The sequence below is a fragment of the Hymenobacter bucti genome (assembly GCF_042681145.1).
GTDB classification, from domain to species: Bacteria; Bacteroidota; Bacteroidia; order Cytophagales; family Hymenobacteraceae; genus Hymenobacter; species Hymenobacter bucti.
This window is the reverse complement of sequence record NZ_JBHUFD010000002.1, coordinates 308,720-334,658: the sequence shown is the minus strand read 5'-3', so window position 1 is coordinate 334,658 and position 25,939 is coordinate 308,720. Positions and strand designations below refer to the sequence as shown.

Here is a 25,939-nt window from a genome sequence, read left to right as displayed (position 1 = left end):
GCCGCAGGCCGCCTGCGCCCGCCTAGTCAGCCCGCCGCAGGCGGGCGTATCTGCGCAATCCGTTAAATCCGCTAAATCTGCGATTACCTTTGCACCCCAAACGGCCGCTCGGGCCGCTTCTTAGCGCATGGGTCAATCCCTTATTACCCTTCACGACAAGGCTTTCCGGCCTTACCTATCGGCCGCCAAAATTGGCGTGGCTATCGACCAAGTAGCCGCTCGCCTCAACGCCGACTACGCCGGCCGCCGCCCGCTGTTTGTGGTGGTGCTCACCGGCGGGTTCATGTTTGCCACCGACCTGCTGAAGCGCTTCACCGGCGAGTGCGAGATTGTGTTCATCCGCGTCGCGTCTTACGAAGGCACCGAAAGCACCGGCAAAATCCAGGAAATTCTGGGCCTGCGCGAAGATGTGCAGGGCCGCGACATCATTCTGGTCGAGGATATCGTGGACACCGGCACCACGCTGCACCACTTGTTGCCCACGCTGCAAGCCAACAAGCCGGCTTCTATCGAGATAGCAGCCATGTTCTACAAGCCCGCGAGCTTACGCTATCCTTTGGCGCTAAACTATATGGCCATGGAAATTCCCAACGACTTCGTGGTGGGCTACGGCCTCGACTACGATGGCCTAGGGCGCAACCTGCCTGATGTGTACGTGGCGGCGTAGCCGTATTTTTACGTAGCCAACCTTACTTTTTTCCCGCCCGGCCTCCAGCCTCACTCTTGTTCTGTATGCTCAACATCGTTTTATTCGGTCCTCCCGGCGCGGGCAAGGGCACGCAAAGCCAAAAGCTCATCGCTCAGTATCACCTCGTGCACCTGAGCACCGGCGACCTGCTCCGGGCCCAAATTGCTGAAGGCACCGAACTCGGCCTGACCGCCAAAAAGCTGATGGACGAGGGCCTGCTCGTGCCCGATGAAGTAGTAATCGGCATGATTGGCTATGCCCTGAGCAAAAACCAGCAAGCCGCGGGCTTCATCTTCGATGGCTTTCCGCGCACCGTGGCCCAGGCCGAAAGCCTCGACCAGTTGCTAACTCAGCACAACACCAGCGTGGCCTGCATGATAGCCCTCGAAGTAGGGGAGGAGGAGCTCGTGAAGCGCCTGCTTGAGCGCGGCAAAACCAGCGGCCGCATCGATGACCAGGACGAAACCAAAATCCGCCGCCGCGTAACGGTTTACAACACCGAGACCGCGCAAGTAGCTGGCTACTACGACACCCAAAAGAAATTTCACTCGCTCAACGGCATTGGCGAGATTGAGCAGATTTACACGCAAATCTGCGGCATTATTGACCAGCACCAGCCGGCCAAAACCGAATCGCCCGCCGCGGCTATCCGCGAGGTGAAAGCGTAAAGGCTAGCGCCAGCTATGAGTTAGAAGGTATGAGTTATGAGTTTCGGGCGCATAGCCTGAGGCTCATAACTCATTTGCTTTAAGCGGCTTGTACGCGAATGCTGCCAACTCATAGCTTTTAACTCATAACTTTTAACTCAACCAAGTGGCTAATAACAACTTCATCGACTACGTCAAAATCACCTGCCGCTCGGGCAAGGGTGGCGCGGGTTCGCACCATTTCTTCCGGGCTAAGGGCCTGCCCAACGGCGGCCCCGATGGCGGCGACGGCGGCCGCGGCGGCCACATTATTCTGGAAGGCAGTTCGCAGCTCTGGACGCTACTGCACCTGCAATACCGTAAGCACCTCTTCGCCCAGGACGGCGAGGGCGGCGGCCCCAACCTGCGCTTTGGTGCGCAGGGCGAGGATATCGTGATTCAGGTGCCCCTAGGTACCGTGGCTCGCGATGCCGAAACTGGCGAGGTCAAGCTCGAAATTACCGAGGACGGCCAGCGTCTCATCCTCACGCCCGGCGGGCGCGGCGGGCTGGGCAACGACCACTTCAAAACCTCCACCAACCAGGCCCCGCAGTACGCCCAGCCCGGCGAGCCCGCCATTGAGGAGCAGGTGATTCTGGAGCTGAAGCTGCTGGCCGATGTGGGCCTGGTGGGCTTCCCTAACGCGGGCAAAAGCACCTTGCTGTCAGTAGTTTCGGCCGCCAAGCCCAAGATTGCGGACTACGCCTTTACGACGCTGGTGCCGAACCTAGGCGTGGTAGCGTACCGCGATTATAGGTCGTTTGTGATGGCCGACATCCCCGGCATCATCGAGGGCGCGGCCGAAGGACGCGGCCTAGGTACCCGTTTCCTGCGCCACATCGAGCGCAACTCTATGCTGCTCTTTATGGTGAGCTGCGACAGCAAGGACATCGCCGCCGAGTACGCCATCTTGCTGGGCGAGCTGGAGCAGTACAACCCCGAGCTGCTGGACAAAAAGCGCCTGCTCGCCATCACCAAAGCCGACATGCTGGACGAGGAGTTGGAAGCTGACCTGCTGGCGTCTTTCCCTGCCGATTTGCCGCCCACCATCTTCATTTCCAGCCTCACGAATAAGAATATTCAGCCGCTGAAGGACATGATTTGGAATGCGTTGCACGAGTAGCCGACTGGGTGCTTTGTGCCAACTTGTCACCCTTCCTAGCTTTGGCAAACTCCTTGCGCCTGACCGGCTGGCCCTATGGCAACTCCCTTCTCTAGCCGATTCCGCCATTTTTTCCAGAAAATGACCGACGATAAACATATGAATCCCGACGACCAGCCCCTTACTGACAGCCCCGCCGAGCACGCCGCTGGCGAGCAAGACTTTGCCACCGACGCCGCCACGCCCGAAGCTGGTGCTTCGCAAGGTGCTAGCCGCGCTGAAGCTGAGCTGGCTGACCTCAAGGACAAGTACTTGCGCCTAGCGGCTGAGTTTGAAAACTACAAGCGCCGCACCGCCAAGGAGCGTTCCGACCTATTTAAAACCGCCAATCAGGAGCTGATGGTGGCCCTGCTGCCGGTTATCGACGACTTTGACCGGGCGCGTCAGCATACGCAAGGCACCGCCGACCCGGCCGCGCTGCAAAATGCGCTCGATATTACGTATAATAAGCTCACCAAAACTCTGGAGCAGAAGGGCCTAGCCCCGATGAACGCCAAGGGTGGCGACTTCGACGCTGAGCTGCACGAGGCCATCACCCAAATTCCGGCGCCGAGCGACGATTTGCGCGGCAAGATTGTTGAGGAGATTGAGAAAGGTTATTATCTTGGCGATAAAGTGGTTCGCCACGCCAAAGTGATTTTAGGTCAGTAAATTATTTAGTTTGTCATGCTGAGCGAAGCGAAGCATCCTGGCTGGTTCGGTGAGGTTAGTAATCCACCGAACCAGCCAAGATGCTTCGCTTCGCTCAGCATGACAGACGCTTTTTGATACAGCAATGGCAACGGTAAAGCGCGATTATTACGAAGTATTAGGAATAGCGAAAAATGCGGAGGGCGACGTAATTAAGTCGGCCTACCGCAAGATGGCTATTAAATATCACCCCGATAAAAACCCCGACGACCCATCGGCCGAGGACAAGTTTAAGGAAGCCGCCGAAGCCTACGAGGTGCTTTCGGACGCGGACAAACGCGCCCGCTACGACCGGTTTGGCCACCAGGGCGTGGGCGGCGGCGCCAGCGGCGGTGGGCCCAATATGGAGGACATTTTCTCGCAGTTCGGCGATATTTTCGGCGGCGGCGGCGGGGGCTTCGATGGCTTCTTCGGGGGCGGGCAGCGCGGTGGTCGCCGCGTGAAGAAGGGCTCCAATCTGCGCATCAAGCTCAAGCTGGACCTGGAGGAAGTGGCTAACGGCGTGGAGAAAAAAATCAAGGTGAAGCGCTATGTGGCGTGCCCGCCGTGCAGCGGCACCGGCGCTAAAAACGGCACCGAGCTCAAAACCTGCCCCACCTGCCAGGGCCAGGGCCAGACCAAGAAAGTGGTGAATACCATGCTCGGCCAGATGGTGAGCGCCAGCACTTGCCCCACCTGCCACGGCGAAGGCAAAACCATTTCGGCTACCTGCGACGTGTGTAAAGGCGAAGGCCGCCAGTTGAATGAGGAAGTGATTCCGATTAACATTCCAGCCGGCGTAGCCAACGATATGCAGCTGAGCATGAGCGGTAAAGGCAACTTCCCGGAGCGTGGCGGCGTGCCCGGCGACCTGCTCATTCAGATTGAGGAGGAGCCGCACGAATTCCTCAAGCGTGATGGCAACAACATCATGTTTGAGCAGTACATCAGCTTCGTGGACGCGGCCCTAGGTACCAACCTGGAGGTGCCCACCATTGAGGGCAAGGTGAAAATCAAGGTGGATGCCGGCACTCAGCCCGGCAAGATTTTGCGCCTGCGCGGCAAGGGCATTAAGGACCTGAACGGTTACGGCCGCGGCGACCAACTCATTCACCTAAACGTGTGGACGCCCAAAAACGTGAGCAACCAGGAGCGCGAGCTGCTGGAAAAGCTGCGCGATTCGGACAACTTCACGCCCCACCCTGGCAAGAACGAGAAGGGCTTCTTCGAGAAGGTAAAAGAGTACTTCGCATAATCGCAGATTTAACTGATTTAACGGATTGCACAGACATGCCCGCCTGCGGCGGGCTGACTAAGCGGATGTTGACAGATGTAAGCAATGTGAGAAGGCCGCCCATTTGGGCGGCCTTTTTTTGTGGCTTCGCCCAAATAGTCAGCCTGCCGCAGGCAGGCGTATCTGCGCAATCCGTTAAATCAGTTAAATCTGCGATTCTGTAATGGTTGGTCATCTCTGGCGATATACTTTTTGAAACCTTTACCTCGCATGAGCGCTGCGCCTTCCGCCGAATTTTTGGCTGCCCTGCACGAGTACCAGCCGCTGGTGCGGCGGGTATGCCGGCTTTACTGCCAGGATGCCGACGACCGGCAAGATTTATTTCAGGAGATAGTCTTGCAGCTGTGGCGCGCTTGGCCGCGCTACGTGCCGCAGCCCGATGCCAAGCTCAGCACCTGGCTCTACCGCATTGCCCTGAACGTGGCCATCTCCAACCTGCGGCAGCGCACCCGCCGGCCCGCCGCGGTGGGGCTAGAGGACGAGGCCGCCCGCTACCTAGCCCAGCCCGCCGAGGGCAGCGCCTACGAGCCCGAAGAAACCGCCGCGCTCTACGCCGCCATCAGCCGGCTCTCGGACGTGGACAAGGCCTTCGTGCTGCTTTACCTGGAGGATAGACCCTACGAGGAGATGGCCGACATCCTAGGTATCACCCAGAACAACGTGCGCGTGAAAATGCACCGCGTGCAAGAGAAGCTGCGCAAGCTGCTGGTGCCTGCCTAATAATTTAAGCAATAATTACTTATGGAACTCAACGACCTGCGCCGCCACTGGCAGCAGCCCGAGCTGGGCGCCACGGCGCTTAGTGCTGCCCAGCTCCACGAAATGCTGGCCCGGCAGCGCGGCGGCCTGATAGAAAAGATGCGCCGCAATGCGCGCTGGGAAATGGCCCTGGCAGCGCTCATTGGCGGGCTGATGCTGCTGGGGCTGACGAAGACACACAAGGCAGTTTTCCTGCTATATGAGGTGTTCTCCTTGTTGCTGATGCTCGTGCTGCTGTACTACTACTACCGCCTGCTGGCCGTGCTGCGCCAAATGACCGAGCCCGGCAGTAGCGTGCGCAGCCACCTGGCAAAGCTGTGCGTGGGCCTGCGGCAAATGCTGCGCTTCAACTACAAGCTCACGCTGTGGACGCTGCCCTACATGCTATTGCTCGTCTACGGGTTTTTTACGGGGCAGATGCTGGCGGGCAAGGCAACCTATAGCTGGCAAACGTTGGCGCTGGCGGGCGGAATAGTACTGGTGCTGGGGGCGGGGCTGCAAGTAGGCGTCGTGTATGTCACGCGCTGGTATATGCAGCGCCTGTACGGCCAGCACCTCGACCGGCTTGAGGGCCAGTTACAAGAGCTGGATGAGCCTACTGAGCTAACCGCTACCTAACCGTTCGGAAGCATTTTTTGCTGGTCGAAGGCCCCTAGGTGCCGCTTGGCGCCCAAATGCAGCTGCGCACTGACCTAGGCTGCTACATTTACCCTACGTTTTTACTATATTCTTTTTTCTCATGCCACAATCATCCGCTGCGCCCATTCTGGAGGTGCGCAATGTGCGCAAGCAGTACGCCGCGCACACCGCCCTCGACGGCGTGAGTCTGGCCGTGCCCGAGCAAAGCATCTTTGGCCTGCTGGGGCCCAACGGCGCGGGCAAGACCTCGCTCATTCGCATCATCACCCAGATAACCGGGGCCGACTCGGGCGAGGTGCTTTTTCGAGGTGAGAAGCTGAGCCCTAAGCATATCGGCGACATTGGCTACCTGCCCGAGGAGCGTGGCCTCTACAAAAAGATGAAGGTGGGCGAGCAGCTGCTGTACCTGGCGCGGCTGCGCGACCTGAGCCGCGCCGACGCCACGCAGCGCATCAAGAAGTGGCTCGACCGCCTGGAGCTGAAGCCCTGGGCCGAGAAAAACGTGGAAGACCTCAGCAAGGGCATGCAGCAAAAGGTGCAGTTCATCGCTACCGTGCTGCACGAGCCCAAGCTCATTATTCTGGACGAGCCGTTTTCGGGCTTCGACCCCATCAATGCCAACCTTATCAAGGACGAGATTTTGGCCCTGCGTGACCAGGGCGCGACCATCATCTTCTCGACCCACCGCATGGAATCGGTGGAGGAGCTGTGCGATAGCATCGCCCTCATCAACAAGTCGCGCAAGGTGCTCGATGGGCCGGTGAGCGCTATCAAAAACCAGTTCAAAACCAATACCTACGAGGTAGAAGGGCAGGGCCGCCTGATGCTGCTGCACCCCGATTTTGAGGTGGTGGAGCAGAAAGAGCGCGGAAACGACCACTTCTACGCTCGCGTGCAGCTGCACGCCGGCGCCACGCCCAATGACTTGCTACGCTACCTCATCGGGCAGGTGCAGGTGCAGGCCTTCCGCGAGCGAATTCCGAGCATCAACGAAATTTTTATCCGGCGCGTGGGCGAAACCATGCCGGGAAGCCTGGTCGAAAACCTCACTGCTTAACCGGGGCCACGCCTCTTTAGTATGAACAAAATCTGGCTCATCATTCAGCGCGAATACATTACCCGCGTGCGCAAAAAAAGCTTCCTGGTGATTTCGCTGCTGGCTCCGCTGCTGGTAGCCCTCACCACGGTGGGCATTGCTAAATTCAGCTCTTCGTCGGAGGCCGATGTGGTGGCCGTGCACGACGAGAGCGGCCTTAACCTAACCGCCCGCTTGCAGGACACCGACGAGCTGCACTTTGTGCCCGCCGCGCCCGGCCCGCTCGCCGCCGCGCAGGCCGCCTTCACCAACGCCAAGCCCCGGCAGGCGGCGCTGCTGCACATCCCGGCCGGCTTTACGCTCGATAGCACACAGGGCATTCAGGTGCTGGGCAAGGGCAACGTGGCCCTCAAGCGCCAGCTCAACATCCGCAAGGCCGTGACTAAAGCGGTGAGCGAGCTGAAAATGGCCCGCTCGGGCATCCGGCAGCAAACCATTGACGACCTGCAGGCTAGGGTAGAGCTGGCGGCCATCAACCTCGATGAGGTAGGCGGCAAGCGCAACGACGCGGGCACTACCACCACCATCGCCTACGTGCTCTCCATTCTGGTGTACATGTTTATTTTCATCTACGGCGTGCAGGTGATGCGTAGCGTGAGCGAGGAAAAGTCGAACCGCATCATGGAAGTCATGATTTCGTCGGTGAAGCCGTTTCAGCTCATGATGGGTAAGATATTGGGGATTGCGGGCGTAGTGCTCACGCAGTTTGCCCTGTGGCTGGTGCTGTCGTGGGGCATTACCACGGTGGTAGCTCCCCTGTTGCTGAAGGCCGATAAGCCAACTGTAACGGCCGCTACCCCAGCGGCTACCAGTACCGCCGCTGCACCGGCCGCCGGTGCCGGTGCCGGTGCCGGTGTCGATGCCGTGGCCGCCCGCCCGGCCGCCGCCCCTGGCAGCCCCGACGCGGTGGCCGAGGCGCCCAAGCCCGGCCAGCCGCTCAGCATCTGGAGTGTGCTGGGCGGGCTGCCTATCGGCAGCATTTTGGGTGGGTTTCTATTCTTCTTCCTAGGTGGCTACCTGCTGTATTCGTCGTTGTTCGCGGCCATCGGCTCGGCCGTGGACGACCAGACCGATGCCCAGCAATTTATGTTTCCGGTGACGATACCGCTCATCCTGAGCTACATCGTGAGTATCAGCGTCATTATTAATGGCGACCCCAACGGCCCGCTAGCCTTCTGGCTGTCTATGATTCCGCTGACCTCGCCCATCGCCATGGTGATGCGTCTGCCCTTTGGGGTGCCGGCCTGGCAGCTGGCGCTGTCGGGCACGCTGCTGGTGCTGGGCTTCATCGGGACCACCTGGGTGGCGGCCCGCATCTACCGCGTGGGTATTCTGATGTATGGCAAAAAGGTAACGTACAAAGAGCTGTCGAAGTGGATGTTCTACAAAGGGTAAGCTCTGGCAGCTAAGCAAAAAAGGCTCCGTGGCGCATGCGCCACGGAGCCTTTTTTGCTTAGCTGCTTTTCTCTACTGCACCAGCACCGACTCCACATCCACGTACAGTGGCTCGCTCAGGCCCCTAGGTCCTTCCAGCACCAGTTGCAGCACCTCTACGTCAGCTAGCCGGAAGGGTGCCCGCGTAGCCGGGCCAAACGTGAGCGGCAAAAACCCCGGGTAGGGGCGTGGGCTGAGCAGCAGCGGCGCGGGCTGCAACGCGCTCAGCGGTACGCGCACCTCGCCTAGGGTAGCCGTGAGCGGCACGGTGGCGGCGTAGGCCGTCGCGTCTTTAGTCACGAGCAGCACCCGCAACTGGGTGGCGGCTGGCTGGTTGGTCTGAGCCTTAATAATCAATTCTTTAAAATTACCCAGGTCGGCGGTGCGGCCCGCTATTTTATCGCCTAGGTAGGTGCGTAGGGTGGCGGCGGGGCCAGCGGGCGGGGCGGGCTGGTCGGCCTTGGCGGGCGCTACTACCAGGCGCAGAGCCAGGTTGCCGCTGGCGGTAGTGGGGTAGTCTACCCAGGCCTGCGGGTGCAGGCCCTGGGCTTCCACGTGGCCGCGGTCGGCGTCGGCCCGGAAGAGTGGCAGTGGCGCGGTGGCCGCCACCAGCGGCACCTCGTAGTGGCCGGCGTCCGCAAAGTCCCAGGCAAGTGGATTGCCAGGCTGGTAGCCAGGAAACGTAACAGTCGGCTTACCCGCCGCGCCGACTACCACCCAGTAGTGCAGTTGGCCGGGGTAGGTGAGGGCGGCCGGCACGGTAGCCGCGTAGGTGAACGGCTCGGTGCGGTGCATGGGCAGCCGGCGCACCAGGCCATAGTAATGCCGGGCCACTAGCCACACGCTGTCGGTGGGGGTGGCCGGCAGCACGGTGGCTATTAAGAGTAGGGGCTGATTGGCGCTGGCCTGGGCCAGTGGCACGTGGCGCACCCAGGCGCGGGCCGCTGCGGGGGCTACGCCGCCGGGTGGCTCAGGGGCCACAAACTCGCCGAGCTGAAGGTTGCCCAATCGCTCGGTGGCCGGGTGGCGCTTTAAATCGGCTTCCTGGCGGGCCAACAGGTACACGCCCGGCGTGACTACGACCTGGCTCTGCCGAGCGCCCAGGCTCGGCTCACCATAAGTGGCCAGCCGTTCATCAGCGCTCAACCGCGCCACGTGGTACTGTGGCCCTAGGTCGGGCAGGGTAACGGTTAAGGGCTGCTTGTTCCAGCTTATTTGGGTTATTTCTTTGCGCTCCGAGGCCGTCTCAAACGGGTCGCGCACTGGCACGGCATCCGGCATCACCTCCAGCCGCCACACGCCGGCCGCCACCTGGTCGAGAAAATATGCGCCGCTGCCGCCGTACTGCACCACTCCCGACGAGCCCACGCCCGCCACGTGCCGCAGCTTGGCCAGTTGCACCGGCCGCGCGGTGGTGGTGGCGGTGTAGTAAAACTCGGTGGGCGCGTTCCACTCGCTCAGCTGCTGGCGGTAGCTCACGTGGGCGGCCCCAAATACCGTATCGGCCGGGTAGCGGCCGTAGCTTTGGCCGCGCCGGGTTTCGTGAAATACGCGGCTAGCGACCAGCAGGCTCAGGGCTTTGGCCGGCGTGTAGGCCAGGTTGAGGTAGTGCGTCTGGTACTCGGTATTGAAGGCCGCCAGGCCCATGGGGTCGTAGGCAAACTGGGTGGCCCACTGAAAGCCCGCCTCACGGAAGCTCTTGGCCATGAACGGGTACATGATGGGCTGCAACACGTCGGCCGACTCAAACTCGTACACCATGCGGGCCTTGCGGTCGAAGCGTTTGTCGCCTAGGTAGGGTAGCGGGTACTGGTCCACGTAGGGCAGTAAATTACCCCGCAGCTCGTGCCCGGCCACCAGGCCCTCGGGGTACCACTGGAAGCTGAAGCCCTGCACGTTGGCATCCAGAATGGCGTCCTTCACCGCCGGACTCTCGGCAATGTTGTAGAAGATGGGTTTCGTGAGGCCCGTAGCGCGCATGGCGGCTACCATACGGTTGGCAAAGCTCAGCACCGGCGCCAGCGGCGGGCGGTAGTTGGGCTCGTTGCACACTTCAAAGGCAATGATGTCGGGGTCCTGCCGGTTTAGCAGACCGCTGTACTGGTTGCGGTGGTTGAGAAACTGCCCCAGGTAGTTTTCCTGCGCCCGAATGGCCCGCGGGTTAGTGTAAGCCGCGCGCTTGTCGTAGATGCTCGAAAAGCCCTGGCCCGTGTTGGTGGGCTCGGGGTAAGCATTGCCCCAGTAGGCAATGGGCGTGAGAATAATCTTGATGCGCCGCGCTTTTAGCTTGGTAATCAGGTAATCGAGCAGGCGCAGGTGCTCGTTTGTTTGCAGGTTGCCGAGGGTGTCGGTAATCTCAATATCCCAGACGTGCACCCGAAACGCATCCACGCCGAGCCGGCTCAGATGGTACACGTCCTGGTCGATGGCGTCTTCTATTTTGATGCCTTGCCGCTGCAAAGCCCGGTACGAGTAGGCAAAGGGCGCGGTATAATTGACGCCAAACAGGGCCACCTCGCCCTTGGTCTTTTGCCAGCGCAGCACGCCCTTGGCATCCACGTACACATCGCCGGTGGGGGTAAGCGCTTGTGCGTAAGTGGTGGGAGCGCCAAGAAGTGATAGTAATATAATACTGATTAGCAGACAAATAGCTTTCATATTAAACTAAAAAAACGTCCGTCATGCTGAGCTTGCCAAAGCATCGTGGCTGGTTGCGTTAGGAGTATGATTCCAACGAACCAGCTACGATGCTTCGGCAAGCTCAGCATGACGGACGGGGTGTCTTCCTGAAAAACGTATTCCCTGGGGCCTAGCCCTCGTGGAAGCTCACTAGGTCGTCGATGGGCGAGCGGATGATTTTGCCCACCTGCATGCCGTGGCTGTTAGCCACTTGGGTGAGGGCATCGCGGAAATTGTAGCCTACCGAGCCGATGCAGTTGAAGGTGTACTTCTGATAGTCGGGGTAGTGCATCACGATGTTCTGGAAGAACGCCTCGAACGCCTCCACCACGATTTGGCGGCAGTAGCTCACGTTGTTGTGGTCGTAGCAAAACTTGGCGAAGCTGGCTAGGTAGCGGTTGGGCAGCGGCTGATTGTAGAGCTTATCGATGATGTCGTTGCGCGAGCCCACGTGATACTCTTTCTCCAGGGCTTCGGCTAGGCCATCGGGCAGCAGTCCGCGCAGGTAGTCGCGCAGCAGGCGCTTGCCAAGAAAGGAGCCGCTGCCCTCATCGCCCAGGAAATAGCCCAGCGAATCCACGTTGTACGTGATTTTCTCGCCGTCGTAGATGCACGAGTTGGTGCCCGTGCCCAGGATGGCGGCAAAGCCCGGCTCGCGGCCCAGCAGGGCACGGGCGGCGGCCAGCAAGTCCTCGGTCACCTCCACGCGGTTGGCGTTGGGGAATATCTGGCGCATAGCGGCGGCAATTACTTCGGCCTTGGCCGCGCTCGATACGCCGGCGCCGTAGAAGTAAATTTCGCGCACTTCGGCGCGGGGCAAGTCCTCGGGCAGGTCTTTGTCGAGCGAAGCTACGATGAAGGCAGTGTCCACAAAATCAGGATTGTAGCCCTGGGTATTGAAGTACACCCGCTGGCCCTCGTCGGAGAGTTGGCACCAGTTGGTTTTGGTCGAGCCGCCGTCGGCAATGAGTATCATCAGGTAAATGGGTGAGGAGGTGAATGGGTAAGAAAGCCATTGTCATTGCAAGGAGGAACAACGAAGCAATCGCACCTAGACGAGCTATTCGGGCTTCGTTCAGGTGCGATTGCTTCGTCGTGCCTCTTCGCAATGATAATCCGACACCGCAAAGAACTACCTAATTGGCCGAAAAACCTTACGCGTGCAGCGTCGAGGGCAGCAGGTCTATCCAGCCATCCTCACTCACGACTACGGCCAGGCAGGGGTAGGGCGACGAGCTGGTATAGCGCACGGCCGAGTTATAGCGGGCGCCGCGGCTGCTGTCGCCTTTTTCGGTGGCCTGCCCATCCAGGATTACCCCAATGGCGTAGCACGTGCCGTTGGGCTCGATGAGCACGGCCCCGTCGATGCTGCTGGCTTGGCGCAGCACGGGCGTGGTCATTACCCGAGGTACCACCCGGAAGCACTGGCGGCGCAGGCGCTCGGCCTCGGCCTTGGCCCCGGTGCTGATGCAGAGCATGGTGCCGTGGCTCTGGTTGGAGGCTTCGAGGGCCAGCTCCCAGAGAAAAGATATTTCCGCCGTCGAGAGGTCGGGGAAAACCTGGTGCGCCACGCGGGCAAAGTTGTCGGCCTGCACCTTGCTTTGGGGCAGGCGCGGCGTGTTGCTGACCACCCGCATGAGGGTGTGGCCGCCGTGGCGCAGCTCCCAGCCATAGTGGTTGGTAAACTGCACGGTAGCCAGCGGCTCGTACTTTTCATCGCCCTCCTCCACCATGTAGCCTAGGCCAAACACGTGCGAAGCATCCGAGACCAAGCCGGTGCGCCCCTCGGTGAGCTCCAACAGCTTGCGAATGGAGCGGTGGTCGCGCAGGGGTACGGGTGCCTCCAGCGTCAGCACCGGCACGATGGCCGCGTGCTGGCGGCGGGCCAGCAGCATGGTGCCCTGGCCCTCGCCGCCCTCGTGGCGCAAGGCCGCAATGCCCAGGCAGGCATCGTAGAGGCCGTGGGCGCTGCCCGGCGAGATGCGCAGCATGAGGCGGCGCCCGGCCCCGCGCAGCACCTCGTTGTAGTCGCGGTCGAGCACCGGCTGCTCGTTATCGGCGGTATCAGCCTCCCGCAAAGCGCGGGTGCACTCGTGCAAAAACTCGAGTACCGCCGCGTGCGGCAGCGAGGCTGGCCGCAGCGAAGTAGCCTTGCCCGGCAGCGTGTAGTAAGAGTTGTAGGGGCCGGCGGCCAGCTGCACCACCAGCACCACCAAGTAGCCGTTGAGATTGAGGGGCGTGGAGCAAAACGAACGGCGGGTTTCCTGGCGGCTCTCCACCAGCTCTAGCAGGGTTTGCTCGGTGGCGCGGCACACCAGCTCGTACCAGTGCTGCTTTTCCATGCGGTCGTGGTCCTGCGGGTGCAGGTGGTACACGTTGTCGCGCGGGCCGGCATCGGTTTCAAAAGTGGCGGCCAGCGTCTTGATGCCCGCAAAATCGGCGGGGCCGTAGCGTAGGGTCGGCGGCTCAATCACCACGCTGTGCGGGTCGTTTTCCTCACGGCCCGAAGCCAGGCCCAACAAGAAAACCTCGGGCCGCAAATTGCGGTCGAGCAGGTTAAAAATACCTTCGGCGAAGAGCTGGGCCGAAACGCGAAACAGACTTTGGTGTTCCCACATAGGGGGCAGAAAAGAAGCGGTGGGGCGAGCCGGCGGGGGGGCGGGCGGGGAGACAGTCATAGTACCTTTATCTTCCAAGTATAACGCTTACGTAAAATTGGACTAAACAGTAGTCCGTACCGCGCTGGCCAGCCCGCAAGTGCGCAAAAAAATTCGTATCTTCGGGATAACATCCGCCTGCTTAGGCGGTTTTGATTCCACCCCATCCTGCTCAGCCTATGCTCTTTGTCGACATGCTCCTGGTCATGGTGGTGGCCATCTCCTTTATTCCCATCATGACGGGCTACTGCGCCGCTTCGCGCGGCCGCTCGTTCTGGCTGTGGTTTGCGCTGGGCTGGCTGCTGCCCATCGTCTCGTTTCTACTGCTGTTCGCTCTCATCGCCCGCGATGAGCTTGACCCCGGCCGCCGCCTGCTCGGCGAAGCCCGCCAGATACTGAAAGAAGCCCAGGAAAAAGCAGTTAGCAAGTAGCTCGGACTTTGTAGTCCGAGTGCAGGCGCAGCCCGCATCCACGCAAGCAAACGTCTGCGAACGTAGATGCTCGCTGCGCTCGCGCCCGGACTACAAAGCCCAAGCTACAGCCCGTTTACTTGGTTATTAATTGCCTGCGCCGCCCAGGCGCCGGTGCTGAAGCAGCCTTGCAGCAGGTAGCCGCCCGTGGGGGCTTCCCAATCCAGCATTTCGCCGGCCACGAAAGTGCCGGGGCGGCGGCGTAGCATCAGTTTTTCATCGACCTCTGCAAAGGGCACGCCGCCCGCCGACGAGATAGCCTCGGCCAGCGGGCGCAGGCCCGCCACCGGGATGGGCAACGCCGTGAGCGCCGCCCCTAGGTCGGCCGGCGCGGGCAGCTCACGCAGCAGCGTGGGCACCGGTGCTTTCAGGCTGAAGGCGCTACCTAAGAAGGACGCTAGCGAGTCGGCGGGCCGGCGGCGCGTTAGGCGGCGCTGCACATCGGCAGCGCCTAGGTCGGGCTTTAGATTCAGGCTCAGCCAAGCGGGGGTGCCTGCTGCCAGTGCCGCCCGCAGCTGCGGCGTGAGCGCGTACACGGGCGTGCCCTCCAGGCCGTAGTCGGTGAGCATAATTTCGCCGCGCACCGTGTGGCCCCCGCAACTGAGGGCAATATTTTTGAGCGGCGCCCGGCCCACTTTCTCTTTAAAGAACGCCGACCACGCCACCTCGGCCCCGCAGTTGGTGGGCGCAAAGGGCTGGCTCGGCACGCCGATGGCGGCCAGCGCCTGTGTCCAATGGCCATCGGAACCGGTTTGGGGCCAGCTGGCGCCGCCTAGGGCCAGCAGCGTAGCGGCGGGCACTACCGCAAATTCTTCGCCGGTGACCTCATTTTGCAGGCGCAGGCCGCGCTCGCCAGCGAAGCCGAGCCAGCGGTGGCGGGTCTTTATTTCCACGCCTAGGTCACCCAGGCGGCGCAGCCAGGCGCGCAGCAGGTCGGCGGGCGTGTGCTGAGCATCGGGGAAGACGCGCCCGCTGGTGCCCACAAAGGTGCCAATGCCGAGGTCGGCGGCCCACTGCCGCAGGCGGGCGGGCGAAAAGTGCGCGAGCGCTTGCCCAAAAAATGGCGCTGCCGCGCCGTAGCGCGCCGCGAAAGCGCCTAGGTCTTCCCCGTTGGTGAGATTGAAGCCGCCGTGGCCGGCCACTAGAAACTTACGGCCCACGGTGGCTTTTTGCTCGAATACCTGCACCCGCAGGCCGGCTTCGGCCAGGTGCTGGGCGGCCAGCAGGCCCGCCGGCCCGCCGCCCACAATGGCTACCAGCGGGGCCGCAGGAGAAGAAAAAGAGGGCATGCGAAGCGGAAGCTAGTTTACTTGTTACGAGGTAGGGTGCGGGGCTGACCCCCGCCCGGCGTTGTTTGGCAATGTGTTCTGAACAACGCCGGGCGGGGGCCAGCCCCGCACCCTACTTAAATTTTCGCAAATCATCTTGTGGCTAGCTAATCATCAACGACTACGCCTGGCCTTCCTCGATGAGCTCGCGGCGGTAGCGAGCCAGGATGGTGGCTCTGGTCACGAAGCCCAGGTACTGCCCATCGGTGTCGCACACGGGGAGGGCGGGGTTGGCGGTGCGCTCCAGCAGCGCTAGGGCGTGCTCGGCGGTGTCGGTGGGGGCGATGAGGGCGGGGGCGGGCTGCATGAGCTCGCGCACTTTGGTGGTGGTGTAGTGCGCGCCGTCGAAGAGCGTATCGCGCACCATGTCGAGGGTGATGATGCCGCGCAGCACGCCGCTCTTGCCCACCACCGGAAACACGTTGCGGTGGGCGTGGCGAAACACCTCGACCAGCTCGCCGAGGGTGGCGCCGGGGCGCAGGGGCACAAAACCGGTGTCGATGAGCCGGTGCAAATCGAGGCGCGAGAGCAGGTCGCGGTCACGGTTGGCGTACACGTCCACGCCCTTCAGCGTCAGCTTGCGGGTGTATACCGAGTAGGGTTCGAAATGCTTGGTAATGAGGTAGGAAAAGCTGGTAACCAGCATCAGGGGCACAAACAGCGCGTAGCCGCCCGTGATTTCGGCAATCAGGAAGATGGCTGTGAGCGGCGCGTGCACCACGCCCGCCAGCACGCCCGCCATGCCCAGCACCACAAAGTGCACCTCGGGCAAGGCCACTAGCCCCGTGAGGTTGACGAGCCGCGCAAATAAAAACCCGCACAGCGCGCCCGCCACCAGCGACGAGCCAAACATGCCGCCGTTGCCGCCCGCGCCAACCGTGATGCTGGTGGCCACTACCTTAGTCAGCATCGTGAAAAAGACTAGCACCAGCAGCCACCACACGTTATCGTCGCCATACACCGAGAACAGGCTGCCGTCGGTGAGCTCCTGCGAGCGGCCGGCGAGCAGCTTCTCCACCACGTTGTAGCCCTCGCCATAGAGCGGCGGAAACAGGAAAATGAGCAGACCCAGCGCCGCGCCGCCCACCAGCACCTTTTGCCAGCGCAGGCCCGGCCAGCGCTCTACAAAGTGGTCGAACCAATGGTAGGTGCGAATCATGTATACCGAAAACCCGGCCGTAATGGGACCTAGGATGGCGTAGAACGGCACCGTGTTCAAGACCCACGAATTGGTAATGAGCGTGAACGGCTGCCCGGCGTAGAGTGCCTTCGACACCACCGTGGCCGTGGCCGACGAGATGAGCAGCGGAATAAAATACTGCGCCGGCAGCTCTAGCAAAATGGCCTCCACGGCAAACAGTACGCCCGCGATGGGCGCGTTAAAAATGGCCGCCACGCCCGCCGCCGCGCCACAGCCCGTGAGCAGGCGCCGCCGCCGCCGGCCCGCCCGCAGCACCCTAGCCGCATTGGAGCCGATGGCCGCCCCGGTCACCGAAATGGGCGCTTCGGTGCCCGCCGACCCGCCAAACGACACCGTCAGGAAGGCCGTCACGAGCTGCGAATACAGCTTGGAGCGCGGCACCACGGCGTGTTCGCGGGCCGTGCTATAGATAATGGGCCCGATGCCCCGCCCTAGGTTGCCGCCCAGCAAATACTTGGTAACCAGCACTGTGAGCGCGATGCCAATAACCGGGTAAATAGAGAGCGCAAACACCCGGTTGGGCTCCGTCACGGCCGCCGCCAGGCGGTTCTGCTGCCAGTGAATGGCCGTTTTGAGCGCCACGGCCGCCAAGCCCGCCAGCAGGCCCACCAGCACCGCCAGCCACACCACGTACACGCGCTCGCTCACGTGGCGCAGCCGCCACAGCAAAAAGGGGTGGAGCAGGCGAGAAAGGCGGGTCTGGGCCATGAGCTTACTTACTAGGGTAAGAATAAACGTCTGTCATTGCGAGGAGGAACGACGAAGCAATCTTTCCTTACACCGTTAGCGGACGTCTACGAGGCGTAAAGGAAAGATTGCTTCGTCGTTCCTCCTCGCAATGACAGGCGACCTGCTTCCAAACCCTACCGCGCGCAGATGCCTTTGTACGGGCAGTATTCGCATTTCGCTAGGTCGTCGGTTTTGCGGATGGGCTCGGCGGGGTCGAGCACGCGCAGCGCCAGCCGAGCCACCAGCTCGGCGCTGGCCCGCCGAAAATCGGGCTCGCCCGTGCCCTCCGTGATGAAGTCGAGCGGGGCCATCAGCAAGCCCTCGTCAATCTTGCGCAGCGACATAATGGCCGCCTCCGAGCCGGCCGGGGCGGGGTGCAACTCGTCGCTTTCCAGCATGAAGCGGTAGAGCCAGAGCTGGCGCACCTTGTCGGCCCCGCTCGACGACTCGGTGAGTAGGCGCTCCACGGTTTCGGCGGCGGTGAGGGGCTTCACCTTGCCGCGCAGGTTCAGCTCGCGCTGCTCCACGAGGCCGGTTTTGTAATCGACTACGCGGCGGCGGCCGTCGGGCAGCCCGTCGATGCGGTCGGCCCGGCCCCGCAGGCGCACCGGCAGCTTGGTGGCCCGGCCCGGCAGGTCCACAAAAACGGTGGCCACTAGGTCAGTTTCCTGGGCCACAATGTGCAGCGGCAGCACGCCCGGCTGCCCCGGCAGGCTCTCTAGGTACTTGCGGATGAGGCGCACCGCCACCTGGCCCAGCACGTGGTTGAGGCCATCGTCGGGGCGGGCCTGGCGGTCGGCCTCTTCCTGGCGCAGCTGGCGGGTGACCTCGGCGGGCACTTTTTTCAGCAGCTCCGGAATGTCGGCGGCGGTCAGCTCGCGCTGGTCCAGCTCGAAGGGCTTGAGCAAATGCTCCAGCGCATCGTGCACCACCGTGCCGAAGCCATCGGCCCCCAGGGCCTCCTCCACCTCCTCGTTTTCCTGAAAGCGGGCCAGGCGCGAAAAGTAAAATTTGAGCGTGCAGGCCAGGTATTCGTTGAGGGCCGAGGGCGAGAGGCCGCGCTCGAGCACGCCACGCAGGGCCGTGAGCATGAGCTCGTCCTTCTCCAGTACCAGGTCAGTGCTGAGGTCGCCGGCGGCCGCGGTGGCGTCGGCCACCACCGCTACCGTGCGGTCTTCCAGCGTCAGCAGCGGGTTTTGGGCGGCCAGGTCAAACTCGAGTTGGCGCAGGAAGCGGCTGCGCTCGCCGGTGCGCACGCCCTCGGCGCCGGGCAGCACGTGCACCAGGTCTACGCGCTCGGCCCGTTGCAGCAGCCGCCAGAAGTTGTAGGCCGCCGTGGCCTCGGTGTCGGCATAGGTGGGCAGCTTAAACTCGGCTAACACATCGTAGGGGAACAGCGAGTTTTGGCGCTTGGGGGCGGGCAGCGCGTTCTCGTTGCAGCTCAAGATGATGACGTGGTCGAAGTCCAACGCCCGCGTTTCGAGCAAGCCCATAATCTGCACCTGGGCTAGCGGCTCGCCCGCGAAGGGCAGGCGCGTGTTGCGCATCTGCTCATACAGAAAGCGCCGAAACGAGCGCACGCTCAGGCGCTGCTGCTGGCAGTCGAAGGCCGAGTCGAGCTGCCGTACCAGCGTGTAAAATAGGTACAAATACTCGGCCTCGATGGCCGAATGCTCGTGCTCGTACACCTGCTTCAGCAGCTTGATGAGCGTGTAGCAGGCGCTGATGATATTATCGCAGTTGTCCCAGGTCTGGAACAGCGCCTCGATGAGCGGGTGGCCGTGGCCGAGCTTGAGCAGCTCGGTAGCGGGCAGCAGCACCAAGTGCTTTTTTACAATCTGCTGGCAGATATTTTCCAGCAAGTGGTGATACTGCGGCTCGTCGGCCTGCGCATCTTGCCACTGCTCGTAGCGGCGCAAAAAGGGGTGCGCCAGCAGCTTGGTCACGGCCAGGTGGTGGTACTTGGGCACGCCGTAGTCGCGCCCCGGCTCGCCCTCCCGAATGCCGGTGAGGTGCACCTCAAACAGCAAATCGACTAGGTTAAACAAGGCCGTGCTCTGGAAGCTCAGGCCCATCGTCACGTTGAAATCGGGCACTACCTCGGCGGGCGGCAGGCCGTGCAGCACGGGCAGCAGCAGGGTTTCGTCGGGCAGCACCACGGCCACGGTGGCGTCGGGGTTGCGCTGACGGGCCTCAGCCAGCAGCTGGCCGGCCAGCTTGCCCTGCATGCTGGCATTGGCCACCCCGAGGAGGCGAATGTGGTGCGGCCGGCCGCGCAGGTGCTCTTGCAGCGTGAAGGTATCGTGCGGCAAATCCCACTTTTTCCAGTAGCGGCGCAGGTGCTGCCCGGCCCGGTTGGGCGAGTCCAACTCGAGGTAAAACGGGTCGGCGTCGAAATACAATTCGGCGCGGCCGGCTTTGCGCAGCAGGTTGATAAACTTCTCCTCGGCCTTGCTGAGGCCCCCTAGGCCCACGAATACGTGGGGCGCGGGCAGCGGCCGGTTGGGGTCGCGCAGCTCGGTTTGCAGGCGCTTGGTGGCTTCGCGGTAGGCCAGGCCGGGGTAGGCGAGGTGGTCGGCTTTGAGGCGGCGCTTGAGCTCGGTGTACACCTTAGCTAGCTGGCCCCAAAAGCCGAAGTAGCGCGCCAGGCCATCGGTCTTGCTCTTCTCGGGGTCGAGGCTCCAGCGCTCCAAGGCCTTGGCCTCGGAGAGGTAGTCGAAGACTTCTTTCACGTCGGCCAGATTTTGGTCGAGGGTCGAAAAGTCTTGCAGCAGCAGCCCGCTCCAGCCCACGAAGCGGTCGAAGTTCAGGTCAGAATCGATACCCTTAAAAATATCGAACAGCAAGAGCTGCAGGGCGATGGGCTCCTCGACCTGCACACCGGCGCGCTCCACCAAGTAGTCTTCCATGGCCGCGATGCGCGGCGACCACAGCGCCTGCCCGTCGGGCGTGGCCAGGGCCAGCTCGTTTTGGAGGTACACCACGGCGCGGCGCGTGGGTACTATCACCACCAGGTCGGCCAGCGCGTCGTCGTGAGTGGCCAGCAGCTCGTGGGCCACCTCCGCCAGAAAAGTGCGGCTGGAAACGGGCGCCACCACCGGCGCAGCCAATAAAGGGGAGGGCAGCATGATGCGCAAAGGTACGGGTGTTGGGGAGGGGCGTGAGGTTTCGGCTACCTAGGTCGGAGGCTATCGGGTGCCGTGGACCACGTGGCAACGCGGGGCGCCCCGGGCTGGCCCCGCGCCGGTCTGGGGCCTGTTTATTCTTATTCTAAGATAAGGTTATCAGTTAGATACTGCCGCTACACGGGGGCTTTTTATTCGGATGGCGCTAGGCGGTGTTTGAAGTCAAAAACCAGTAGTTCGTACCTAAAGACCGGAATAGTGCTATGGAAGCTTCGGAACTTTGAAACACCAGCCAGCGTGCAAGCGTGCCGCTGGCACTACTTATCTACCTCTTTCTTTCGCCCTGACTCTCAGCCAGTCAGTGCCTTCTGCTATGCTATTTAACCCAAACGACCATCGGCTCGAAAACGAGCCCGAACCCACCGTGCCCGCCGTGGGCTGCGCCACCTGCTGGGCGGCCAAGTACTGCGCGGTCTTTTCGCTAGCCAGCCCGCAGCCGCCGGTCGAGTGCCCGCTGCTGCCCCAGCCCGCCGCCCGCCCCCGGCGCCGGCCCTCCCGCCTGCGCCCGCGCCAACTGGCCGACTGTAGCTAGCGGTGCTAACGGTGTCTTTCTCAGCAAAAAGAGCAATTGATTTAGGAATTTATACTATATAAGCTGCTTAGTTTGCGCACGTTGATTTTACCTTGCGGGTCGCTTGCGCTTTGGCGTCGGCGGCCCGTTTGGTTTTACTAGCTTACTCCGCTTCGCCGGGGCTGCTGTCGGAAATGCGCCATGCACGCTTTTCGGGAGCCGCCGGCGAGGTGCCACTGCGGCGGGCAACCCCGCTCCCTTCAACCGTGCTCACAGTAGAAAAAATCGGCGGTACTTCCATGACCGCCTTCGCCGATGTTCTGCAGAACATCATCTTCCACGGCCGCCAGGGCCAGGCCCTGTACAACCGCATCTTCGTGGTGTCGGCCTACGCCAACGTTACCAACTGGCTGCTGGAGAACAAGAAAACCGGCGCGCCCGGCGTCTACCACCACATTACCCAGAACCAGGAGTTTCGGGCCGCCCTGCAAGAAGTAGCCGCCAAGCTCAAGGAGCTGAACACGCATTACGCGCCCCTAGGGCTCGATTTGGCCGCGGCCGACGCCTTTATTCAGCAGCGCATCGACCAGGCCCAGGCTTACCTCGAAAGCCTCACCAACGTGCTGGCCTCGGGCTACGTTAACAGCTACAATATTTTGCAGGCCGCCCGCGAGATTCTGGCCTCAATAGGGGAGGCGCACTCGGCGTTCAACTCGGTTAATATCCTGCGCAGCAAGGGCGTAAATGCCACGCTGGTGGACCTCAGCGGCTTCGACGACGCGCGGGCGCTCACCATCGACGAGCGTATTCAGCAGGCGTTTGCGGGCATCAATTTTGCCGATACCATCTGCATTGCCACCGGCTACACCAAGGGCGTGGAGGGCATCATGCGCGAGTTCGACCGCGGCTACTCGGAGGTGACTTTCAGCAAGATAGCCGTGGCGGTGCAGCCCCAGGAGGCCATTATTCACAAGGAATATCACCTCTGCTCGGCCGACCCCATGATGGTGGGCATCGACCACTGCCGCCCGGTGGGCTTCACCAACTACGACGTGGCCGACCAACTCGCCGACGTGGGCATGGAGGCCATTCACCCCAAGGCGTCGAAGCCGCTGGAAATCAACGCGATTGACCTGCGCATCAAGAACACCTTCGAGCCCGAGCACCCCGGCACGCTCATCACCCGCGACTACGTGTCGGATGAGAAACACGTCGAAGTCATCACGGGCACCGAAAAAGTCGTCATCATCGACATCTACGACCCGCTGATGGTGGGCGCTGCCGGCTTTGATTTGCACCTCATGCAGGCCTTCTACGACCTAGGGGTGAGCTACATCTTCAAGGCCACCAGCGCCAACAGCATCTCGCTCGTTATCTGGCAGAAGGACCTGAAGCCGTCGCTGGTGGAGGTGCTGGAAGCCAAGTACGAGAAAGTGACCGTCGAAAACGTGGCCCTGGTCTGCCTCATCGGCTCCAACATCGACCGGACGGGCCTGCTGGCCCAGGCGGCCGGCGCCTTGTCCGAAGCGGGTATCAATATCCGTAGCGCGGGCTTCGCGCTGCGCAAGGTCAATATTCAGTTTGTGATTGGCCGTGAGGACTATAAGCCTGCCATTATCGCCCTCAACAAGAGCTTCGAGCTGGCGCGCTAGCTTTTGCTGACCTAGGGAAGAACGAGCCGTCGGGCCGACCGCGCTGCGCCGCAAGCAGAACGGTCGGCCTGACGTTCTTTTGTGGCCAGGCTACTTTCCTATTCGCTCATGAAAAAAACATACGCTGCCTTGCTCCTGCTCGGCCTAGGTCTTGCCACCGCCGCCGCCCACGCCCAAGCCCCGCCGCCCGCTCCCCAAACCAGCAGCGAGGATGATTTTCGTAATAAGATTCTGGCCGACACGCTCTATATCCGGCAGCACTACGCCAAGATGGAGTACCAGATTGCGATGCGCGACGGGGTGAAGCTTTACACCGAGGTGTACGTGCCCCGCGACGCCGACAAGGTGCGCTACCCCATCATGCTGAACCGCACGCCCTACTCGGCGCGTCCCTATGGGCCGGGCAAATACCGGGTGCGCATCAGCCCCAATAGCCAGATGGTGCACGAGGGCTACATTTTTGCCTTTCAGGACGTGCGCGGGCGCTACATGTCGGAAGGCGTTTTTGAGGACGTGCGCCCCCAACTGCCCCCGCACGCGCCCAAAACCGCCATCGATGAGAGCACCGACACGTTCGACACCATTGAATTTCTGACCAAAAAAGGCCCCCGCAACAACGGCCGCGTGGGCCAGTGGGGCATTTCGTACCCCGGCTTCTACACCACCGTGGGCCTGCTGAGCCGCCACCCGGCGCTGAAAGCGGCCTCGCCGCAGGCGCCGGTCACGGACTGGTTTTGGGACGATGACCACCACAACGGCGCGTATTTTCTAACGGGCGTGATGGGCTTTTGGGGCAATTTTGGCCAGCCCCGGCCCACGCCGCTGGCGCAGTACCCCGAAGGCCCTCAGATGGGCACGCCCGACGGCTACGCCTTTTACCAGCAGCTCGGCCCGCTCAAAAACGTGAATACCACTTACTTTCACGACCAGTACAAGCACTGGAATGACATTGTGGCGCACCCCAACTACGATGCCTTCTGGCAGGCCCGCAACCCCCGCCCGCACCTGCGCGACCTCAAAACCGCTGTGCTGGTGGTCGGCGGCTTCAACGACGCCGAAGACCTGTTTGGTACGCTCAATACCTACCAAACCATTGAGAAGCAGAATCCTGGCCTCAGCAACCGCTTCGTGATGGGCCCCTGGGTGCACGGCGGCTGGAGCGGCACCACTGGCGAAATGGTGGGTAACGTGGCCTACGGCCCCTCGCCCTCGCGCTGGTATCAAGAGCATATTGAGGCGCCGTTCTTCAAGTCGTATTTGAAAGACGATAAGCCCGGCGCCGCCGTAGCCGCGCTGCCCGAAGCCACCGTCTTCGAGGGTGGCACCAACCGCTGGCGCACCTTCGATGCCTGGCCGCCCAAGCCGGCGCAGGAGCGCACGCTGTACTTCCGGCAAGCCGGTGGCCTCAGCTTTAGCCCACCCACCAGCGGCGACAACGAGCGCCGCCGCCCCGAGGTCAACTTCGAGTTTGACCAGTTCGTGAGCGACCCCGCCCACCCGGTGCCCTACACCGAGGCCACGGCCCCGAGCATGACCCGCGAGTACATGACCGACGACCAGCGCTTTGCCAGCCGCCGCCCCGACGTGCTCACCTACCAAACCCCGCCGCTCGACGAAGACCTGACCCTGGCCGGCCCCATCCTGGCCCGGCTGCAAGTAGCCACCACCGGCACCGACGCCGACTGGGTCGTGAAAATCATCGACGTATACCCCGACGACACGCCCGATAACCCGCGCACCGCCCCCGGCGTCCACCTAGGCGGCTACCAGCAGATGGTGCGCTCCGAGGTTATGCGTGGCCGCTTCCGCGAGAGCTTCACCACGCCCAAGGCCTTCGTGGCCAATGAAGTAACCGCCGTGCCCTTCACGGTGCAAGACGTGCTGCACACCTTCAAAAAAGGCCACCGCCTCATGGTGCAGGTGCAAAGCACCTGGTTTCCGCTCGTCGACCGCAATCCGCAGACCTACGTGCCTAACATCTACGAGGCCAACGAAACGGACTTCAAAACCCAAACCCATCAGCTCTACCACAACCCGGGGCACGCCTCGCAGTTGGTCGTGAAGGTGCTACCCGCTGCTGCGCAGTAAAGCAATACTAAAGCCCGTCATGCTGAGCATGGCGGACGTACTTAAGAATACACAAAAAGGCCGCGCAACGAATTTCGTTGCGCGGCCTTTTTTAGATTTAGATAACCTAGGCGACTATTTGCCGCCTTTTTTGGCTTCGGCCACTAGCTCATCGTTCATCTTAGCGTACTCGGCGTTGGGCGGCGTGGAGGCGAGGGCAAGCTTTTTCGACTGCTCGGCCGCCGTTACGGCGCCTTTGTAATCCTTCATTTTCAGGCGGATTTTGGCTTCCGTGTTCACGTTCCAAAACTTGGGGTCGGTGGCGTTGGCTTTCTGAATCCAGGTGAGCGCCTGCTTCAGCTCCTTGTTGTTGTCGTTGTAGTAAACGGCCGCAGCGGCCAGGTCATTCGCGCTGGGGTTGGCGTTTTTGATGACCTTCTCATCAATCTGCGCCTGCACCTTGCTGTCTACATCGGCGGTGACTTTAAACTTGGCGCCCGTTAGGCCCCATAAGATATCCACGTTGGCGGTGGCGGGCGTCAGCTCAGCAAAGCTGATGGTGAAGGTTTCCACCTTGTTGGCTAGCTTGTAAGGCTTGATGGTAAAACGGGCCACGTCCTGGTCGTCCTTAAAGCCGTCTACGTCAGCGCCTTGCTTGAGGCTTTTGTTGAGCACTACCGTCCACTCGGCGGCGCCCGGCACGGTGTAGAGGCCGTACTCGCCGGCCGGTACTTTCTTGCCCTCGATGGTCACATCGTCCGAGAATTTGATGCTGGTGGTGGCATTGGCACCCGTGCGCCAGCGCTTGCCGTAGGGCGCTAGGGGCGAGGCGGCGCCAAATACTTCGCGGTTTTTGAGCGAGGGGCGGCTGTAGGCGATGGTCACGTCGGTGAGCCCGATGCGCTGCGTCACGGTGCTTTTGGGGCTGGGCTGCGGGGTCACAATCTGCGCCTGGGTCACGGAGGCCGTGAGTACGGAGGCTGTGAGGGCCACGGCGGCGGTCAGGTGCATGGCAATTCTGGTCATTTCAGCG

General features: G+C 61.9%; 20 protein-coding genes. 13 read left to right on the top strand and 7 right to left on the bottom strand.

Features of this window, described 5'->3' with window-relative positions:
- The first annotated feature begins 127 nt into the window (after positions 1 to 127).
- From ACFSDX_RS07380 to ACFSDX_RS07340, 9 genes are all read left to right on the top strand, one after another.
- Positions 128 to 667 carry a phosphoribosyltransferase gene (locus tag ACFSDX_RS07380; protein WP_382312633.1) on the top strand — a complete coding sequence of 180 codons (540 nt, stop codon included), beginning with the start codon at positions 128 to 130 and terminating at the stop codon, positions 665 to 667.
- Between the two features lie 65 nt (positions 668 to 732).
- Positions 733 to 1,356 (top strand): adenylate kinase, encoded by a 624-nt coding sequence (locus ACFSDX_RS07375; RefSeq protein ID WP_382312632.1) that lies wholly within the window; start codon positions 733 to 735, stop codon positions 1,354 to 1,356.
- A gap of 145 nt (positions 1,357 to 1,501) precedes the next feature.
- A complete protein-coding gene (obgE, locus tag ACFSDX_RS07370) occupies positions 1,502 to 2,497 on the top strand; it encodes a GTPase ObgE (protein ID WP_382312631.1) in 996 nt (331 codons plus the stop codon).
- A gap of 120 nt (positions 2,498 to 2,617) precedes the next feature.
- Entirely contained in the window at positions 2,618 to 3,187 is a 570-nt protein-coding gene (locus tag ACFSDX_RS07365) for a nucleotide exchange factor GrpE (protein WP_382312630.1), read from the top strand.
- Positions 3,188 to 3,311: 124 nt separating this feature from the next.
- The gene (gene dnaJ / locus ACFSDX_RS07360; protein ID WP_382312629.1) at positions 3,312 to 4,460 is read left to right on the top strand and encodes a molecular chaperone DnaJ; all 1,149 of its coding nucleotides are present in this window, start codon (positions 3,312 to 3,314) and stop codon (positions 4,458 to 4,460) included.
- Positions 4,461 to 4,691: 231 nt separating this feature from the next.
- Positions 4,692 to 5,219 carry an RNA polymerase sigma factor gene (locus ACFSDX_RS07355; protein WP_382312628.1) on the top strand — a complete coding sequence of 176 codons (528 nt, stop codon included), beginning with the start codon at positions 4,692 to 4,694 and terminating at the stop codon, positions 5,217 to 5,219.
- A 21-nt stretch (positions 5,220 to 5,240) separates the two neighbouring features.
- Positions 5,241 to 5,876, top strand: a complete 636-nt coding sequence (locus ACFSDX_RS07350) for a hypothetical protein (protein WP_382312627.1) — start codon at positions 5,241 to 5,243, stop codon at positions 5,874 to 5,876.
- A gap of 121 nt (positions 5,877 to 5,997) precedes the next feature.
- On the top strand, positions 5,998 to 6,954 hold the full coding sequence (locus ACFSDX_RS07345; protein ID WP_382312626.1) for an ABC transporter ATP-binding protein: 957 nt from the start codon (positions 5,998 to 6,000) through the stop codon (positions 6,952 to 6,954).
- Between the two features lie 21 nt (positions 6,955 to 6,975).
- Positions 6,976 to 8,388 (top strand): ABC transporter permease, encoded by a 1,413-nt coding sequence (locus tag ACFSDX_RS07340; RefSeq protein WP_382312625.1) that lies wholly within the window; start codon positions 6,976 to 6,978, stop codon positions 8,386 to 8,388.
- 72 nt (positions 8,389 to 8,460) lie between these two features.
- On the opposite strand, the gene ACFSDX_RS07335 is transcribed toward ACFSDX_RS07340, so the two are convergent.
- From ACFSDX_RS07335 to ACFSDX_RS07325, 3 genes are all read right to left on the bottom strand, one after another.
- Positions 8,461 to 11,085, bottom strand: coding sequence for a glycoside hydrolase family 5 protein (locus ACFSDX_RS07335; RefSeq protein WP_382312623.1), 2,625 nt, complete (start codon positions 11,083 to 11,085; stop codon positions 8,461 to 8,463).
- Positions 11,086 to 11,236: 151 nt separating this feature from the next.
- Positions 11,237 to 12,082 (bottom strand): N-acetylglucosamine kinase, encoded by an 846-nt coding sequence (locus tag ACFSDX_RS07330; RefSeq protein ID WP_382312622.1) that lies wholly within the window; start codon positions 12,080 to 12,082, stop codon positions 11,237 to 11,239.
- A gap of 178 nt (positions 12,083 to 12,260) precedes the next feature.
- Positions 12,261 to 13,724: a diadenylate cyclase gene (locus ACFSDX_RS07325; RefSeq protein ID WP_382312621.1), complete on the bottom strand. Its 1,464-nt coding sequence runs from the start codon at positions 13,722 to 13,724 to the stop codon at positions 12,261 to 12,263.
- A gap of 218 nt (positions 13,725 to 13,942) precedes the next feature.
- On the opposite strand from ACFSDX_RS07325, the gene ACFSDX_RS07320 reads away from it, so the two are divergent.
- A complete protein-coding gene (locus ACFSDX_RS07320; protein WP_382312620.1) occupies positions 13,943 to 14,194 on the top strand; it encodes an ATP synthase subunit B family protein in 252 nt (83 codons plus the stop codon).
- A gap of 104 nt (positions 14,195 to 14,298) precedes the next feature.
- Here ACFSDX_RS07320 and ACFSDX_RS07315 read toward each other — a convergent pair whose 3' ends face one another.
- From ACFSDX_RS07315 to ACFSDX_RS07305, 3 genes are all read right to left on the bottom strand, one after another.
- Positions 14,299 to 15,522 (bottom strand): BaiN/RdsA family NAD(P)/FAD-dependent oxidoreductase, encoded by a 1,224-nt coding sequence (locus tag ACFSDX_RS07315; RefSeq protein WP_382312619.1) that lies wholly within the window; start codon positions 15,520 to 15,522, stop codon positions 14,299 to 14,301.
- A gap of 160 nt (positions 15,523 to 15,682) precedes the next feature.
- Positions 15,683 to 17,470, bottom strand: coding sequence for a chloride channel protein (locus tag ACFSDX_RS07310; protein ID WP_382312618.1), 1,788 nt, complete (start codon positions 17,468 to 17,470; stop codon positions 15,683 to 15,685).
- Positions 17,471 to 17,625: 155 nt separating this feature from the next.
- Positions 17,626 to 20,619 carry a PD-(D/E)XK nuclease family protein gene (locus ACFSDX_RS07305; protein WP_382312617.1) on the bottom strand — a complete coding sequence of 998 codons (2,994 nt, stop codon included), beginning with the start codon at positions 20,617 to 20,619 and terminating at the stop codon, positions 17,626 to 17,628.
- 370 nt (positions 20,620 to 20,989) lie between these two features.
- On the opposite strand from ACFSDX_RS07305, the gene ACFSDX_RS07300 reads away from it, so the two are divergent.
- From ACFSDX_RS07300 to ACFSDX_RS07290, 3 genes are all read left to right on the top strand, one after another.
- Complete coding sequence (locus tag ACFSDX_RS07300; protein ID WP_382312616.1) at positions 20,990 to 21,208, top strand: hypothetical protein; 219 nt, start codon at positions 20,990 to 20,992, stop codon at positions 21,206 to 21,208.
- Between the two features lie 173 nt (positions 21,209 to 21,381).
- Entirely contained in the window at positions 21,382 to 22,839 is a 1,458-nt protein-coding gene (locus ACFSDX_RS07295; RefSeq protein WP_382312615.1) for an aspartate kinase, read from the top strand.
- A gap of 108 nt (positions 22,840 to 22,947) precedes the next feature.
- Positions 22,948 to 24,927, top strand: a complete 1,980-nt coding sequence (locus ACFSDX_RS07290; protein ID WP_382312614.1) for a CocE/NonD family hydrolase — start codon at positions 22,948 to 22,950, stop codon at positions 24,925 to 24,927.
- 114 nt (positions 24,928 to 25,041) lie between these two features.
- On the opposite strand, the gene ACFSDX_RS07285 is transcribed toward ACFSDX_RS07290, so the two are convergent.
- A complete protein-coding gene (locus ACFSDX_RS07285) occupies positions 25,042 to 25,932 on the bottom strand; it encodes a DUF2911 domain-containing protein (RefSeq protein WP_382312613.1) in 891 nt (296 codons plus the stop codon).
- Positions 25,933 to 25,939 lie beyond the last annotated feature (7 nt).